Raw genomic sequence first — 16,797 nt, forward strand, 5'->3', positions numbered from 1 at the left:
GAAGAGCGCGAACGTGGTATCACTATTTCAACGTCTCACGTTGAATACGATACTCCTTCACGTCACTACGCACACGTAGATTGTCCTGGTCACGCCGATTATGTTAAAAACATGATCACTGGTGCTGCTCAAATGGACGGCGCGATCTTAGTAGTTGCTGCGACTGATGGCCCTATGCCACAAACGCGTGAGCACATCCTTCTTTCTCGTCAAGTTGGCGTTCCTTACATCATCGTGTTCATGAACAAATGTGACATGGTAGATGACGAAGAGCTACTTGAACTAGTAGAAATGGAAGTTCGTGAACTTCTTTCAGAATACGATTTCCCAGGTGATGACTTACCTCTAATTGCTGGTTCTGCGCTTAAAGCGTTAGAAGGCGAGAAAGAGTGGGAAGATAAGATTGTTGAGCTTGCAAACGCACTTGATACTTACATCCCAGAGCCAGAGCGTGACATCGATAAGCCTTTCATCATGCCTATCGAAGACGTTTTCTCAATCCAGGGTCGTGGTACAGTTGTAACTGGTCGTGTTGAAGCTGGTATCATCCGCATCAATGACGAAGTAGAAATTGTTGGTATCAATGATACAACTCGTTCTACTTGTACTGGTGTTGAAATGTTCCGTAAGCTTCTAGACGAAGGTCGTGCTGGCGAAAACATCGGCGCACTTCTACGTGGTACTAAGCGTGAAGACGTTGAACGTGGTCAAGTACTAGCTAAGCCTGGTTCAATCAACCCACATACTACATTCACTTCAGAAGTATACGTACTTTCGAAAGATGAAGGTGGTCGTCATACTCCATTCTTCAAAGGTTACCGTCCACAGTTCTACTTCCGTACAACTGACGTAACTGGTGACGTACAGTTACCAGATGGCGTAGAAATGGTAATGCCTGGTGATAACATCAAGATGACAGTAACTCTAATCGCACCAATCGCGATGGATGAAGGTCTTCGTTTTGCTATCCGTGAAGGTGGTCGTACTGTAGGTGCTGGTGTTGTAGCAACTATCGTAGCGTAATTATTAGCCTAGCTAATTGTTACCAAAAAGCCCGAGCTTAGTCTCGGGTTTTTTAATGCCTAAAATAAAGTGTCATATGAAGGTGGCGCTCTTACCTTAGGCGTAGGTACTTTGTAGCAACGTTCAAAGCGTAATTATTAGCTTAGCTAATTGTTACCAAAAAGCCCGAGCTTAGTCTCGGGTTTTTAATGTCTAAAATAAAGTGTGATTTGAAGGTGAGGATTTCACATTAAGCGAAGTGCTAGGTAACAACATTCGAAATATCATTATTGGTATTAATAAAAAACCCGAGCCAAGCCGGGTTTGATCAGTAATGAATATACTATTTTGGCTAAAAATTACTCAATGTTTTGAATTTGTTCTCTCATTTGTTCTATCAACACTTTTAGCTCTACAGCGGCAGTAGTGATGTCACTATTAATAGACTTAGACGCTAGCGTGTTAGCTTCACGATTAAACTCTTGCATCATAAAATCTAAACGACGACCACATGCGCCACCTTTTTTAAGGATTTTTTTAGTTTCTTTAACGTGAGACTTTAAACGATCTAATTCTTCAGCTACATCTTGTTTTTGAGCAAGATAAATAAGTTCTTGTTCAAGGCGTGACTCGTCAATGTTTGCTGTTAAGTCTTCTAGCTTTTGAGCCAGTTTTTCACGCTGCCACTTAGCAATCTCGGGCATATGCGTTTCTACAATTTCTACTTGCTCTAAAATCGCATCAAGGCGGATTGCTATCATTTCTTCAAGGTTTGCACCTTCATCGCCACGAGCTGATTTAAAATCTTCGATTACTTGATCAAGACCAGCAATTAGTGCGGTATTAACGCTATCCATATCAAGTTCTTCAGCTTCCATAACACCAGGCCAACGCAATATATCAACAGGGTTAATGTCGCCATTACTTTGCTGTTGAACCCATTTCGCGCTATTTATAAGTTGCTCAGCAAGGGCTTGGTTAATTGATAGCTCACCAACATGGGCAGGATTTGCTACAAACTTTAAAAAAACCTCAACTTTACCGCGTTGTAAGTGTTTGCGTAAACGCTCACGAATAACTGGCTCCATGCCACGAAATTGCTCTGGTGCGCGAATAAATGTTTCAAGGTAACGCTGGTTCACTGAACGAACTTCCCAAGTGCCAGTTCCCCAATCGCCTTTTATTTCGCGACGCGCATAAGCTGTCATACTGTGGATCATGGATATTTTCCTAAATTTATAAATACAATATTACGATGATTATACCGTAACACCGCTTAAGCTCTAGGGAAAATTTAATACACTGAATATTTTGCATACAGCTATTTATTTAAATCAGCATGGTATCTATACCCACATACACTTATAATGTCGCAAATTCTGAATTAAGGGGATCGTCAATGCGTCCAAGCGAAAGAACACCTAACCAAATTAGACCTGTTACATTTACACGTAATTATACTTTGCATGCTGAAGGCTCAGTACTTGTTGAGTTTGGTAACACCAAAGTACTTTGTACAGCGACTGTTGAATCGGGCGTTCCTCGTTTCATGAAAGGGCAAGGTAAGGGTTGGATCAATGCTGAATACGGTATGTTACCGCGAGCTACGCATACACGTAATGCGCGTGAAGCTGCACGTGGTAAGCAGGGCGGTCGTACTATGGAAATTCAACGCTTAATTGCACGTGCACTTCGTGCAGCTGTTGATTTAAAAGCCCTTGGTGAAAACACGATTACTATCGACTGTGATGTTATTCAAGCAGATGGTGGTACACGTACTGCTTCTATAAGTGGCGCATGTGTTGCACTAGTTGATGCACTAACGCATATGCGTGCTAAAGGTATGATTAACTCAAACCCACTAAAGCATATGATTGCGGCTATTTCAGTAGGCATATACAAAGGTCAGGCAATTAGCGATTTAGAGTATATAGAAGATTCAGCTGCTGAGACTGATATGAACGTAATTTTAACTGAGACAGGTAAAATTATTGAAATTCAAGGTACAGCCGAAGGTGAACCTTTCTCGTTTGATGAGCTGGATGAATTACTTACTTTAGCCAAACATTCTATACGCGAAATCATTGACGTACAAAAGCAAGCATTAGCATAAATAGGCCACTAGATATGAAAGATTATCAAAAAGAGTTTATAGAATTTGCTTTAGAGAAGCAGGTATTAAAGTTTGGTGAGTTTACTTTAAAGTCAGGCCGAACAAGTCCGTACTTTTTCAATGCCGGCTTATTTAATACTGGTCGTGATTTAGCGCGTTTAGGTCGCTTCTATGCTGCAGCATTGGAAGATTCATCGATAGAGTATGATGTATTATTTGGTCCTGCTTATAAAGGTATACCAATAGCGACAACAACGGCAGTTGCATTAGCAGATCACCATGATAAAGATGTACCGTACTGTTTTAACCGTAAAGAAAAAAAATCACACGGTGAAGGTGGCACGTTGGTGGGATCAGAACTTAATGGCAAAATAATGCTAGTTGATGATGTAATTACCGCTGGTACCGCTATACGTGAGTCTATGGAAATTATTGCTGAGAATGGCGCAGACCTTAGTGGCGTTTTAATAGCATTAGATCGCCAAGAAAAAGGTAAAGCTGAGTTATCAGCTATTCAAGAAGTTGAGCGCGACTTTAATACCAAAGTAATCTCTATTGTAAAATTAGCTGATCTTATTAGCTACCTTGAAGTTCAAGGGACGATGGAAGAACATTTAGCCTCAGTTAAAGCTTATCGTGATCAATACGGTGTAGCATAAATAAAAAGCCTCGCAATGCGGGGCTTTATTTTGACCTTCATTCATAGAGTTTATTAATGAAAGATATACTTAAACCAAATGGCTTAGGCCTCAAACGTGTTTTTAAAGCAACTTACTGTTCCTACCTAGGCTTTAGAGCTGCATTTAAAGAGGAAGCCGCATTTAGACAAGAGCTATTACTAAGTCTTATATTATTTCCTATTTCATTTTGGCTTGCTTCATCATTACTGCACTGGGCAATATTAGTAAGTTCACTGCTGGTTATACTAATCGTTGAATTATTAAATTCTGCCATCGAAGCATTAACAGATCGAGTAAGTACAGAATTGCATGTATTGTCAGGTAGAGCTAAAGATATGGGATCTGCAGCCGTAACACTTTCATTAGCGATCGTGTTGATCATTTGGGGTGTAAGCCTCTACATGAAGATCGTTTGATACAATATTTGATATTAGAATAGTTAAAGCGCCTTTAGTTGTTAATAACTTGCTAGTTATGTTGTGTTTTTAACGTGTTTAGCTCAAATACTCAGCGAACAGCACTTTATTTCAAGTTTTCTTCAAAAAAGGGTTGATCTGTTTTCGGATCTCCCTATAATGCGACCCCACTGAGACGGGAAACGCCAACGCATAGCGAGGCACGAAATACCTCAGAGAGTTAAATAAAACTTCGGTTTTAAATCTTCCAAAAAGAAAGTTTAAAACTAAGTGTTGACTCGAAAAATAAAGGGTGTATTATTCGCATCCCTTGAGACGCTAAAGCGAATCAAAACGTTCTTTAAAAATATAAAGCAATCATCTGTGTGGGCACTCGTACAGATTGAGTTCTAACAGCCAACCTACTTAGGTAGCGAGGCAAACAAATTAGAGTCTCAATTGAAAACTGAGTGACCAACAGAATAGTTNAAGGTGGCGCTCTTATCTTAGGCGTAGGTACTTTGTAGCAACTATCGTAGCGTAATAATTAACCTTAAAGTTAATTATTAGAAAAAGGTCACTTAGGTGGCCTTTTTTAATACCTGAAGAAAAGTGATTGGCTTTTCGTTATAGCTTTATTGCCGTAGCTTGGGTTGAGTTTTACGAAACCCGAGGAAAAAGATTGCTGAAGATAACTACGCAGTTAATGGGCTATTTAATACGTTAAAATGATCATGCTTTTAATAAAATTGGTACCAATAAAAAAGCACGGCTAGGCCGCGCTTATATTGAGTTAGCTCTTGGTCTTTTAGCCAATTACTAATATATGATAAAAGCTTTAATGCTTTTTAGCATACTCTTCAGCTTGCTTTAAAACTCTTAATAAATTACCGCTAAGAATTTTTTTAATATCAGCATCGCTGTAATCTCTATCCATTAAACCTTGAACAAGGTTAGGGTAGCTAGATACATCTTTTAAACCGATAGGTAATGAATCGCCTACTCCATCATAATCGGAGCCAATACCGACATAATCAATACCAATTAGCTCAACTACGTGATCAATATGATCAAGTACTTGCTCAAGGCTTGCAAATGGGTAAGGGTTTTTGGCACGGTATACAGCATCAAAATCTTTGCTTAATTTAGTCCCGTCTTTTTTAACCGACTCTTTTGTACTTTTTAACTGCTTGCCCCAACTGCCTGCTTTAGCGGTAACAAAACTTGAGCCAAAGTTGATTTGAATAACACCGCCATTTTCTTTAAGTGCTAATAACATATCGTCATTCATATTACGCTCAAAGCCAGGAGTATATTTACGAAGTGATGAATGAGAGGCAATTACGGGTGTTTTAGAGAGATCCATAACCTGATAAAACGCATCATCAGAAATATGAGAAACGTCGATTAACATACCAATATTATTCATTTCAGTAATTAGCTTTTTACCAAATGGGCTTAAACCTTTCCATTTGCGGCGAATATCATAAGACGAATCTGAAATATGGTTGCTTTGCGAGTGCGCTAGCGTGATGTAGCGAATACCGCGGTCGTAAAAGTGCTGAAGGTTTTTCATATCTCCTTCGATAGGAGATCCATTTTCCATACCCATTGCAATAGACAGCTTACCTTGCTTAAACTGCTCTTCTATATCAGTGCTTGAGCTGGCAATAGCAAACTTATCGGGTGCGCGCTGGGCTATAGCTTCCATACTATCAATCATTTGATTGGCTAGTTGGTAGCTTTTTCCTTTACCTTCAAATTCCAAATGCGCAGGAATATAAATCGACATAAACGGTGCGTTTAAACCGCCTTTTACAGCGCGAGGGTAGTCAAAATCGCCATCAGTTGTCGCTTTAGTTACATCAACCCAGCTTTCGTGAATTCGATAAGGTACGTCTATATGGGTATCAATTAAAATGGTGTCTTTAGCGAGTTTAATTGCCTTGTCAGATGCTGTTATTGTTTGTTCTGCTTGGGCTTGGCTAGTTAAAGCTAGTGATACGGCTACCACTAGAGTGCTGAGTTTTATCATGTTTTGGCTCTTTGGGTAAAAAGCCATTGTGTACGTTCAATTCAAAAGTTACAAGTGCTAATCAAATGACTCTGCTTGATGCTCTTCACTTTGCAGCGCTTTAAATTCGCCCTTCGAAATGATAGTTACAGACTCATGTAATTCAGAGAAAAACACCATTGCTTCGCCATTTTTAAGCTGTAGCTTAACTTGGTTAACTTTAGATTCAATGCTTGCTTCTACTTCGCCATAATCGGTGCCTTCGCGCAGTACATAGCTTTCTATTAGGTTGTATAGTGTATCTTTATCGAGTTGTTCAAAAGGGATAATCATAATTGCTCTTTGTTTGCGTTGCCTAAAACATGTTGCCCAAAATAGCATGGCACGGCTTTCTCTAACCAAAATATGGGCTTAAACGGATTTTTACCGCTAATAAAACCAACGTGTCCGCCCTTGTCAGAGATGCGCAGCGTAACATGCTCACTTACATCTTGCCTACTCGGTACGGCCTTAATTGAGAGCATTGGGTCGTCTTTGGCATGAATAATAAGTGTGGGTATCGCTATATCTTTTAAGTACGGCATGGCACTGGCTTTACGATAGTAATCGTGGGCATTTTCAAAGCCGTGTAACGGTGCTGTAAGTTGGTTATCGAACTCTAATAAATCATCAATATTCATTAATTGATCGGTAGTTATAGGTATTTGCTGCTTAATTTGCGGCAATTTACGTTGCATCGACTTTTTCATTCGATCGAGCAAATACTTTTGATAAATTTTACCTAAACTTTTACGAATAACATCACTTGATGACGACAAATCATAAGGAGCAGATACCACCGCTGCAGCACTTAGTGGGCATGCTTGTGATTGTTCACCTAAGTATTTGGCCAGTACGTTACCGCCTAACGAAAAACCTACGGCGACCATAGTGCGCTCAGGAAACTGCAGCTTTAAGTGATTTATAAAAAAGGCTAAATCGGCGGTATCACCACTGTGATAAGCTCGCGGCAGGCGGTTTACCTCTGTTGAGCAATTTCTAAAGTGCATAAGCACCACTGCGTAACCTTGTTTTTTTAACGCCTTCATCATGCCTTTGGCATAAAAGCTATTTATATTGCCTTCAAGGCCATGCAAAACAACGGCTAGTGGTGCGGTTTCGTTATGTGGAAGTGACCATGCAAGCTCAATAAAGTCACCATCAGGTGTATCAAGTTGCTCAAGTTCGTAGCGAGTGTGGTGAAATGGGCGGAAAAAACGCGGCATTATGGTCTGAACGTGACGATTGGTCATCCACCATGCTGGTTTGAACTGAGAGATCATGTTTGTACTACGCACTTTGTATTAAACGAAAAGCTAGTGTACCAAATTTTTCGCTTCAGAAAATAAAAAGCGCCTAACTAGTAAACTAATAAGGCGCTTTAGTGCGTCGTGCTTAATTTTGGTCAGGAATTTCTGCATCATGTATTTTTTTCAGAAAGAAAAAAGCAAAAAAGATACACAAAGAAACAACGATAGTTAAAAACCCAAAAGACATAAATAAAACTGGATCTGTAAAAAAATCTCTAAAGAATACGCTCATGATTTGTTCCCCTCGTTGTTGATGGGTTAATCATAAGCGGTGTTTAGAAAGCCCAACGTGATCGAGATCAAGTTATTTACATAAGCAGATGTAGGAGCGAAGCTAAGTTGATTTAGATCATGCTTTGAGGACTAATAAGTTATTACCAAAGGGTAAAGAGAGTTTTTCGCTTGAAATAGTGAGCTGATCGTAATCCATGTTTTTTCACTTCCCCCAAAGCGTAGTGCTTTTAACTTTTTTGAGTAAACCACTTAAAAAATTTTCACAAAGAGAAAAGAATGAGAAGTAAATGAGAAGTAAATGAGGGTAGAGCTATAAACTACTTGAGCCAAATAATTGCTCAATATTTATATTTTTGTCTAAGTAATCTAGTTTTTTTTCCTCTAAAAGCGCAGCGTCTCTTAACCTCTTTGTGAATAAATCACTTAAAGTTTTTTTGCACAAAGAAAAGAGAATGAGCAGTGAAAGGGGGTATAAAAACGAGCCGCTTAAGGGGCTTTCACATATAGCTCAATATTGTTTGGCTCTGCATACTCGACTAATTCAAACTCATTTACTGTTTCAATCAACATATGTTGCTGTTGTTTTTCAAGCTTTAGCTCAGCGCTTAGTAACTCTGCGCGTATTGTGGCGTAATCACTTATTGAATTTTGGTTAGTTTTTAAATAGCTACGTGCAGCACGTAGTGGTTGCAAAGCTTGGTTATCAAACTCACTAATAGTGTGTATTAACTCACTTAGTTGCTCGGCGTTAACGCTTAAATTTAATGAGTCTAAATAAAGCAGTAATAAGCATAAATTAACGTTTTTACCTTGCTGGTTTTGTAGTGCCAGCAAGGTTGTTTGTTGATCAGGCTTTGCGTACAAGGTGCACGCAAACTGCCAAAAATGGTCGCTATTGAGCAAGTTCATCGGCGAATGCCTGTTCTTTTTCTTCCATTTCTTCAAGTGCCATCAGTAGCTCTTCTTCAACGTCGTTAAGTTTAGGCGTAAGCGTTGCTTGCTTGGCCAATAACTCTTTGAGCTTAGCTTTGTTGTCGTCGTTGTAGAGTTCGTTGTCGCCAAGGGCTACTTCCACTTCACTTAATTCAGCGGTGAATTTATCGAGTTGCTTTTCAAGCTTTTCAATTTGCTTTTTAAGTGGCTGAGTGGCTTTTCTAAACTCAGCCTCTAAACGCTTTTGCTCCTTACGGTTAACACCTGGGTTTGCTTTAGGCTCGTCGGTTTGCTGCGCTTTAACCGCTTCTTTATTCGCGTTAAGTAACCATTGATAATACGCATCTAAGTCGTAACCAAACTGGGTTACTTTGCCGTCATCTACTAAGTAAAACTCATCGGCAGTATTTTTAAGCATATGGCGATCATGCGATACGGTAACCATTGCGCCTTCAAACCCTTGTAGTGCCATAACAAGTGCATGGCGCATTTCTAAATCAAGGTGGTTAGTTGGCTCATCCAGTAGTAATAAATTTGGTTTTTGATATACCAACATGGCAAGCACTAAACGTGCTTTTTCGCCGCCCGAAAATGGGGCTACAGGCTCAAGTGCTTTATCGCCAATGAAGGCAAAGCCGCCTAAAAAGTCACGTAGTGATTGTTCAGTGGCTTTTGGGTCTAGTCGTTGTATGTGCGTTATTGCACTGGCTTTTAAATCAAGAGATTCAAGCTGATGCTGCGCAAAGTAACCAATATTTAATCCGTGATGCTGAATAACTTCGCCCGCTTGCGGCTCTAAATCACCAGAAAGCAGTTTAATTAACGTTGATTTACCCGCACCATTTCTTCCAAGTAAAGCAATTCGGCTGCCTGGTACTAAGTTTAGCTCTATATTATTTAAAATGGTGACGTCACCATAACCCGCTTTGGCTTTATCTATTGTCATTAGTGGATTTGGTAATGCTTTTGGCTCTGCAAACTCAAAGTTAAAGGGTGAATCGGCATGTGCCGGCGCTAATTTTTCCATGCGTTCAAGCGCTTTTACACGGCTTTGTGCTTGTTTAGCTTTACTGGCTTTGGCTTTAAAACGAGTTATAAACTGCTCTAAGTGGGCAATTTGATCTTGTTGCTTATCAAACATCGCTTGTTGTTGTAATAAACGCTCTGCTTTTTGGCGTTCAAACTGCGAGTAGTTACCTTTGTACACATTGATAAGTTGTTTATCTACATGCCAAATTTGATCAACCACGGCATCTAAAAACTCACGGTCATGCGATATAAGTACAAGGGTGCCTGTATACGCACGTAAAAAGCGTTCAAGCCAATAAACGGCATCTAAATCAAGGTGGTTTGTTGGCTCATCGAGAAGTAGTAAATCGGCGTCGCGTATTAATGCTTGGGCAAGGTTTAAACGCATACGCCAACCACCCGAAAACGAGCTGACAGGGTTTTCTATAAGGTTATTGGCAAAGCCTAAGCCGTGTAATAGCTCACCAGCGGTTGATTCAATGCTGTAACCTTTAATGTTTTCAAGCTGAATATGTACTTTGGCTTGTGTGTCGCCATCGTTGTTTTTCTCGGCCTCACGCAGTGCTATACGCATTGCATAGTATTCTGGGTGGCCTTGAAGTACATAGTCAATGGCGCTTATTTCAAGGGCTGGGGTTTCTTGTTTTACTGAGGCAATAGACCAATCTTTTGGAATACTGCAATTACCGGCATCCAGTTGTAATTCAGATTTTAGTAAACCAAATAACGTAGATTTACCACAGCCATTAGCGCCAACAAGGCCTACTTTGTGCTCTGGGAATAACGTAGCTGATGCGTTTTTTAATAAGGCTTTACCGCCACGAAGTAGTTCTATTTCTGAGATTTGGATCATGAATGCGTTACTTTGCTGTGCCCTTGTTAAGTTGGCGCTATCATAACATAGAACTTAATGCTCTTATCAAGCGTATCAACAAGTGAAGTTATACGATAAAATAGCGGCAGTTCAAACCACAGGAAAAATGTTGTGAGACAAAAGAAGCGATTTATTGCTGGTGCATCGTGCCCTGAGTGTAAAGCCATGGATACTATGATGCTATACAGAGAACATGATGTTGAAAAAGTAGAGTGTGTTGAGTGCGGTCATAAAATGGCGCAACCCGATAACGCTGTTCAGGCGTCTACTCGCCAATTTGAACAAGTAATTGGTGTATTTAAACCGGGCGACTAACCCGGTTTTTTATTGCCTAATTTTTACCGGCTTTAGTAATGCGGTGGAGGCGGCTCAGGTACTTCAGACATCATAGACGATGATGACTGCGACTCTTTAATTTTTTCTGCTAGCAGCTCTGTTTGGCGTTTCATTTTTGCTAAAAGTTGCTGGTGCACTTTTATTTCATCATTTAAAACTTCAATCGTTTCGTCTTGAAAAGCCACTTTGGCTTCAAGTTCCATTAAGCGATGTTCAATTGTGTTCATTATTCTCTCGTATAATAAATCGCTCTGCGATACCGCTGGAGCTTTCGGTTAACAACGACTTACCGTTATCTGTAAATGTCACATCTAGCACCACCGCCGATTTAGGCTTACTGCCTTCGCGCGGGGTAACCTGCCAAGTTTGAATTTTTTCGCCGCTTAGTATTTGCCATAAATCAACGCGCTTATTTGGCGAGCCGGTTGCAAGCAAAGTGCCTTGTTCGTTAAAACGCACAGCAGTAAAAATTTTCTGACGCGCAATATACTTCAGTTTACTCACAAGATCACCTGTAGTCAGCTTCCATACATTTGCTTGTGCCATACTATCGGCCGTAAACGCATAGCGACCTTGTGGATCGAGCGTTACTTGGGTAACACGCGTTGGGTGATTAAATCGATGAATTACTTGCCCTGTACGTGTATCCCAAAAGTAAGCAACATAATCGTTAGAGCCACTTAAGGCGTAGCGTCCGTTAGGAGACAGGTCAACAGTGTTAACTTTATCTTGATGACCTAAAAACTCAATACGACGTCCGGTTTCTAGGTTTACAAATACGACAACGCCGTCGCTACGGCCGTATAAAACACTACGGCCTTGATTGCTAATAGCAATATCGCGAATACTGGCTTTTTGTATTTTGTAATAACCTTTATTTTTGCCTGTGGCTATATCCCACACAGCAAACGTGGTTTTTTCGGCGGTAACAGCCACGCTGTTATCAAAAGCAATAGCAACGGCGTATACCAAACTGTCTTGAGCTTGCTGCTGAAACCATTGGTATTTTAGTACCTGCTGTTGATTATCCCACAGGGCGACCCCATGGTTGATAGAGGAGATCAAACTGTATTTACCATCGTTTGAAAGTGTTGATGAAAACGCACCTTGTGCAGCATGTTCGTAACTTGCTACAGCGTGTTGCTTTTTATCGGTACAGGCGATGGCTAAAAAACAGCTAAATACGATTAAAAAAGTACGAAATATCGACATATTACAGGTATTTCCCCTTAACTCTTAGTGACTGAGAGGTTAGACTAGGACGCGTTAAATGCCTAGGTTGTTTGTCTAATCACTGGATATGTTTTTAGTTTAGCTAACAATGTGGAATTTAGTCATTAAACAAGCAGCCTATCATGTGGGCCGTTAATCTTTAACTAGTAATAATACATTAAAATGACAACTGCAAAGTGTGTCGGAGATTTAAAATGAAAAAGACGATTAGATTGTCATTGATTGCAGCGTCAGTTTTAGCGCTTACAGCTTGTAATCAAGAAGCAAAAAAAGAACAAGCTGAAGTTAAATTAGACACTGTAGAACAGCAACAAGCATACGGTATTGGTGCATCTGTAGGTAACTTTTTAAATAAAGACCTAGCAGACAAAACAGAAATTGGTATTGAGCTAGACCAAGCACTTCTAATCCGTGGTTTTGAAGATGCACTTGCTGGTAATGCAAAAATTGACGAAGAAAAAATTCGCGAAGTATTAACTGAACTAGATACATCAGTACGTACTAAGCAAGAAGAAAAAGCAAAAGTAGAGTCTGAAAAAAGCAAAGAAGCGGGTGTTAAATACCTAGCTGACAACGCTAAAAAAGAAGGCGTTACAGTAACTGAGTCTGGCCTGCAGTATGAAGTACTTAGCGAAGGCGATGGCGAAAAGCCAGTAGCAACAGACGTAGTTAAAGTACACTACAAAGGTACTTTATTAGACGGTACTGAGTTTGATAGCTCATATGCACGTAACGAACCTACAACTTTCCCTCTTAACCGCGTAATTGCTGGTTGGACTGAAGGTTTACAACTTATGTCAGTGGGTTCTAAGTACAAGTTCACTATTCCTTCAGAACTTGCTTACGGCGACCGCGACTTAGGTAAGATTCCAGCTAATTCAACACTTGTATTTGAAGTTGAATTACTTGAAATTCAAAATGAAGAAGCACCAGCACAATAATAAGCTTATTGTGTAAATGCAAAAAGGGACCTTAGGTCCCTTTTTTAATATGCGTAAATAACATATTAGTTTGCGTGATTAGAAAACAAGTTATCAATAAGCTCATCTTCAAGTGCAAAGCGTGCTTCTAATGCCTCACCAATAACAGACAAGTCATCATCAAAACCCTTTAACAAGTCTTCTTTGTCTACTTCAGCGTACTTATCATTAAAATCTAACGCTATGTCGGTTGTACTGGAAATACGCGGGTAAATAGAGTTTGCAAGCTCTTGGCTCTGTAAGCCCTTTTTTTCACATGCTTTTGCTATATCGTCATACACTTCAAAATGGCCCGCAGATAGGTAATCCATTAAAAGTTGGCAAAATGATTCAATTAGTTTTGGCTCTGGCAATGCTTGATCTTGTTTTTCGTACGGCGTAAAACCTGCAATTTTGCAATAAAGTACAATAAGGTCTTGGCGTTCGTTTAGCCATTTATCAATTACTGTGTGGCTACCACCCCATTTTTGTTGAGCTTTTTCTACACGCGTCAGCATAACTGTTCTCCTAGCTGGGTTGGTCTTTCAATTAGAATATAATAAGTTTATGTACATCAAGATATATTTAATTTGCGAGTATATCAACAAGTAAAGTTGAGCTACTTTGAGGGGTGTACCTTTTTATATAATCTAAGGCGAGGGATTTTATTTTAGGCAAGAAAAAACCACCAGTTACGGTGGTCTAATTTCTTTCAGTGACTTGTTATAACAAGCTTTCTTATTTTTATGAGATGATTTTTATTGTTATTATTTTAAAACATTTATTTTTATTGTTTTAAGATTTTTATTATTTTTTTTGTTAACGCGGGACAAACAATAACAAGGTTTTTGTAATGTTGCAAACATATTAATAAAAAGTTTTAAATGTTATTCTTTTTTGCTTACTTTATAGTCAAAATGGATTAAAGCACGCCATTATATTGATCTGCCTCTAGGTAAAGCTGTTTTCGTCCCTAAGCAATAGAGGGTCGGAGAATATGGTGGTACAATCTTGCACAATTTATACAAGTCTTAGGATCATTTACGCCATGAGCGAATTAAAAAACGACCGTTATTTACGTGCACTTGCAAAACAACCTGTTGATGTAACTCCGGTATGGATGATGCGCCAAGCAGGACGCTATTTACCAGAGTATCGCGCTACACGTGCACAAGCGGGCGATTTTATGAGCCTGTGCCGTAATGCTGAGCTTGCATGTGAAGTAACACTGCAGCCACTACGTCGCTACCCGTTAGATGCCGCTATATTATTTAGTGATATTTTAACGATTCCAGATGCGATGGGTTTAGGTCTTTACTTTGAAACTGGCGAAGGCCCTAAATTTGAACGTCCTATTTCATCACTTGCTGATGTTAAAAAAATTCCAAAGTTAGACCCTACAGACGAGCTTGGCTACGTAATGAACGCAGTAAGCACTATTCGTCGTGAGCTTAAGGGTGAAGTACCGCTCATTGGTTTTTCTGGTTCACCTTGGACACTAGCAACTTACATGGTTGAAGGCGGTAGCAGCAAAGTATTTGGTAAAATCAAAAAAATGGCGTTTGCAGAGCCGCAAACACTTCATTTATTACTCGATAAGTTAGCTGACTCAGTTATTGATTATTTAAATGCTCAAATTAAAGCTGGCGCGCAATCGCTAATGGTATTTGACTCATGGGGTGGTGTATTAAGCCCGCGCGATTACAACGAATTTTCACTGCAATATATGCATAAAATTGTAGATGGCTTAATTCGTGAATACGATGGTCGTAAAGTACCGGTTACTTTGTTCACTAAAAATGGTGGTCAATGGATTGAAGCTATTGCAGCAACAGGTTGTGATGCAATTGGTCTTGATTGGACTATTAATATTAGCGACGCTAAACGCCGTGTGGGTGATAAAGTAGCTCTACAAGGTAATATGGATCCATCTATGTTACACGGTACACCAGAGCGTATTCGCCAAGAAGTAGGCACTATTTTAGAAGACTTCGGTACAGGCAATGGCCACGTGTTTAACTTAGGCCACGGTATTACACCAGATGTAGACCCTGAAAATGCTGGTGTATTCATTAATGCAGTACATGAGCTAAGTGCTAAGTACCATAAGTAATAGCTACTTAAATAAACTTTAAAACTGTTTAAAAGTAAAAAACCCGCTAAGTTGCGGGTTTTTTGTTATCTATTTATAAAGGCTTTTAAAACTACTTATTTAAATAAGCGATTTAAACCATTTAATGCCGCAACACGGTAGGCTTCAGCCATGGTTGGGTAGTTAAATGTGGTATTTACAAAGTAGTCGATATTATTGCCACCATTTTTTTGCTCCATAATGGCTTGGCCAATGTGAACAATTTCAGAGGCACGCTCGCCAAAACAATGTACGCCAAGTACTTCTTTGGTTTCAGTGTGGAATAATATTTTTAAACTACCTACTTCAGTACCAGCAATTTGCGCGCGAGCCAAATGCTTAAACTGTGCACGGCCAACTTCATACGGTACTTTAGCGGCTGTAAGTTCTTGCTCTGTTTTACCTACTGAGCTCATTTCTGGGATGGTATAAATACCAGCTGGAATATCAACAATCAGGCGGTCGTCACAGTTACCACACGCAATGGCATCAGCAGCTATGCGACCTTGGTCAAACGCAGCACTTGCAAGGCTTGGATAGCCAATTACATCACCTACAGCGTAAACGTTATCAATTTCTGTTTGATATGTTTCGTTAACTTTTAATTGGCCACGGCTATCGGCTTTTAAACCAATGGCTTCAAGGTTTAGCGTATCAGTGTTACCAGTACGGCCATTAGCAAATAAAATACAGTCAGCTTTTACGCGTTTGCCTGATTTTAAATGCATAATAACGCAGTCGTCACGGGTCTCTATTCGGTCAAACTCTTCGTTATGACGAATAACAATACCGCTGTTCCAAAAGTGATAGCTAAGCGCGTCAGATATTTCAGCATCCATAAAAGCAAGTAGTCGGTCGCGTGTATTAACTAAATCAACTTTAGCGCCTAAACCTTTAAATATAGAAGCGTACTCACAACCAATTACACCAGCGCCATAAATAAGTACGCGATGAGGGTCATGTTCAAGGCCAAGTATTGTATCGCTTTCGTAAATACGAGAATGCGTAAAATCGACTTCAGGCGGGCGGTAAGGGCGTGAACCGGTCGCTATAACAATTGTTTTAGCAGTTAGTCGCTCAGTTGAGCCATCATTTCTTTTTATTTCAATTGTGTGCTTATCTACAAAGCTCGCATCACCTTGAAACATATGAATGCGGTTGCGATCGTAAAAGCTGCTACGTAAATTAGATTGCTTAGAAATAACAGAACTGGCATGACGCAAAATATCAGGAAATGTTAAGCGGCTAGGACGCTCGCCAACATTAAATAACGGGTTTGCTTTGTATTCAATATAACGGCTAACAGAGTGGCGAAGCGCTTTTGAAGGAATTGTTCCCCAATGCACACAACCGCCACCAACAGCTTCTTGGCGTTCAATAACCGCTACTTTTTTGTCATTTTTTGAAAGGTTCATGGCGGTACCTTCACCGCCAGGACCCGTGCCAATAATTATTGCATCATATTGGTATGTCACGGGTACTTTTTTTTGTTCTGGTTGTTTGGCCACAGCCACT

At 39.9% G+C, this 16,797-nt stretch carries 17 protein-coding genes; 7 read left to right on the forward strand and 10 right to left on the reverse strand.

Annotated elements, in window-relative coordinates:
* Positions 1-1,023: elongation factor Tu (gene tuf / locus I6F49_RS09225; protein WP_121955492.1), on the forward strand; the 1,023-nt coding region annotated here is incomplete at its 5' end.
* A gap of 338 nt (positions 1,024-1,361) precedes the next feature.
* Here the strand turns inward: tuf and I6F49_RS09230 are convergent.
* On the reverse strand, positions 1,362-2,222 hold the full coding sequence (locus I6F49_RS09230; protein WP_002958889.1) for a YicC/YloC family endoribonuclease: 861 nt from the start codon (positions 2,220-2,222) through the stop codon (positions 1,362-1,364).
* 179 nt (positions 2,223-2,401) lie between these two features.
* Here I6F49_RS09230 and rph point away from each other — a divergent pair, with 179 nt between their 5' ends.
* The 3 genes from rph to I6F49_RS09245 are packed head-to-tail and all read left to right on the forward strand — an operon-like array spanning position 2,402 to position 4,211.
* Positions 2,402-3,115 carry a ribonuclease PH gene (rph, locus tag I6F49_RS09235; protein WP_002958890.1) on the forward strand — a complete coding sequence of 238 codons (714 nt, stop codon included), beginning with the start codon at positions 2,402-2,404 and terminating at the stop codon, positions 3,113-3,115.
* Between the two features lie 14 nt (positions 3,116-3,129).
* Positions 3,130-3,774, forward strand: a complete 645-nt coding sequence (gene pyrE / locus I6F49_RS09240) for an orotate phosphoribosyltransferase (protein WP_197179990.1) — start codon at positions 3,130-3,132, stop codon at positions 3,772-3,774.
* 56 nt (positions 3,775-3,830) lie between these two features.
* On the forward strand, positions 3,831-4,211 hold the full coding sequence (locus I6F49_RS09245; protein ID WP_197179992.1) for a diacylglycerol kinase: 381 nt from the start codon (positions 3,831-3,833) through the stop codon (positions 4,209-4,211).
* 817 nt (positions 4,212-5,028) lie between these two features.
* Here I6F49_RS09245 and I6F49_RS09250 read toward each other — a convergent pair.
* From I6F49_RS09250 to I6F49_RS09270, 5 genes are all read right to left on the reverse strand, one after another.
* Positions 5,029-6,225 carry a dipeptidase gene (locus I6F49_RS09250; protein ID WP_197179994.1) on the reverse strand — a complete coding sequence of 399 codons (1,197 nt, stop codon included), beginning with the start codon at positions 6,223-6,225 and terminating at the stop codon, positions 5,029-5,031.
* A 57-nt stretch (positions 6,226-6,282) separates the two neighbouring features.
* On the reverse strand, positions 6,283-6,537 hold the full coding sequence (locus I6F49_RS09255; RefSeq protein WP_197179996.1) for a YheU family protein: 255 nt from the start codon (positions 6,535-6,537) through the stop codon (positions 6,283-6,285).
* Positions 6,534-7,526 (reverse strand): hydrolase, encoded by a 993-nt coding sequence (locus I6F49_RS09260; protein ID WP_165741905.1) that lies wholly within the window; start codon positions 7,524-7,526, stop codon positions 6,534-6,536. The genes I6F49_RS09255 and I6F49_RS09260 overlap by 4 nt, the downstream gene beginning before the upstream one ends.
* Positions 7,527-8,273: 747 nt before the next feature.
* Positions 8,274-8,696, reverse strand: coding sequence for a TIGR02444 family protein (locus I6F49_RS09265; protein ID WP_197179997.1), 423 nt, complete (start codon positions 8,694-8,696; stop codon positions 8,274-8,276).
* Positions 8,680-10,602, reverse strand: coding sequence for an ATP-binding cassette domain-containing protein (locus tag I6F49_RS09270; protein ID WP_197180007.1), 1,923 nt, complete (start codon positions 10,600-10,602; stop codon positions 8,680-8,682). Before I6F49_RS09270 ends, I6F49_RS09265 begins: the two co-directional genes overlap by 17 nt.
* Positions 10,603-10,734: 132 nt before the next feature.
* Here I6F49_RS09270 and I6F49_RS09275 point away from each other — a divergent pair, with 132 nt between their 5' ends.
* Positions 10,735-10,938, forward strand: coding sequence for a YheV family putative zinc ribbon protein (locus I6F49_RS09275; protein WP_004589620.1), 204 nt, complete (start codon positions 10,735-10,737; stop codon positions 10,936-10,938).
* Between the two features lie 32 nt (positions 10,939-10,970).
* Here I6F49_RS09275 and I6F49_RS09280 read toward each other — a convergent pair whose 3' ends face one another.
* On the reverse strand, positions 10,971-11,186 hold the full coding sequence (locus I6F49_RS09280; protein WP_004335946.1) for a SlyX family protein: 216 nt from the start codon (positions 11,184-11,186) through the stop codon (positions 10,971-10,973).
* Entirely contained in the window at positions 11,173-12,171 is a 999-nt protein-coding gene (locus I6F49_RS09285) for a WD40 repeat domain-containing protein (RefSeq protein WP_197180008.1), read from the reverse strand. Before I6F49_RS09285 ends, I6F49_RS09280 begins: the two co-directional genes overlap by 14 nt.
* 215 nt (positions 12,172-12,386) lie before the next feature.
* Between I6F49_RS09285 and fkpA the strand changes: the two genes are divergently transcribed.
* Positions 12,387-13,133 (forward strand): FKBP-type peptidyl-prolyl cis-trans isomerase, encoded by a 747-nt coding sequence (fkpA, locus tag I6F49_RS09290; RefSeq protein WP_007582243.1) that lies wholly within the window; start codon positions 12,387-12,389, stop codon positions 13,131-13,133.
* Between the two features lie 65 nt (positions 13,134-13,198).
* Here fkpA and I6F49_RS09295 read toward each other — a convergent pair whose 3' ends face one another.
* On the reverse strand, positions 13,199-13,669 hold the full coding sequence (locus I6F49_RS09295) for an Rsd/AlgQ family anti-sigma factor (RefSeq protein ID WP_007582240.1): 471 nt from the start codon (positions 13,667-13,669) through the stop codon (positions 13,199-13,201).
* Positions 13,670-14,199: 530 nt separating this feature from the next.
* Here I6F49_RS09295 and hemE point away from each other — a divergent pair.
* The gene (gene hemE / locus I6F49_RS09300) at positions 14,200-15,264 is read left to right on the forward strand and encodes a uroporphyrinogen decarboxylase (RefSeq protein WP_002961084.1); all 1,065 of its coding nucleotides are present in this window, start codon (positions 14,200-14,202) and stop codon (positions 15,262-15,264) included.
* 95 nt (positions 15,265-15,359) lie between these two features.
* Here the strand turns inward: hemE and sthA are convergent, their stop codons facing one another.
* The gene (sthA, locus tag I6F49_RS09305) at positions 15,360-16,790 is read right to left on the reverse strand and encodes a Si-specific NAD(P)(+) transhydrogenase (protein ID WP_182193767.1); all 1,431 of its coding nucleotides are present in this window, start codon (positions 16,788-16,790) and stop codon (positions 15,360-15,362) included.
* Positions 16,791-16,797 lie beyond the last annotated feature (7 nt).

This window comes from Pseudoalteromonas sp. SWN166, from assembly GCF_015864485.1.
Lineage (GTDB): Bacteria > Pseudomonadota > Gammaproteobacteria > Enterobacterales > Alteromonadaceae > Pseudoalteromonas.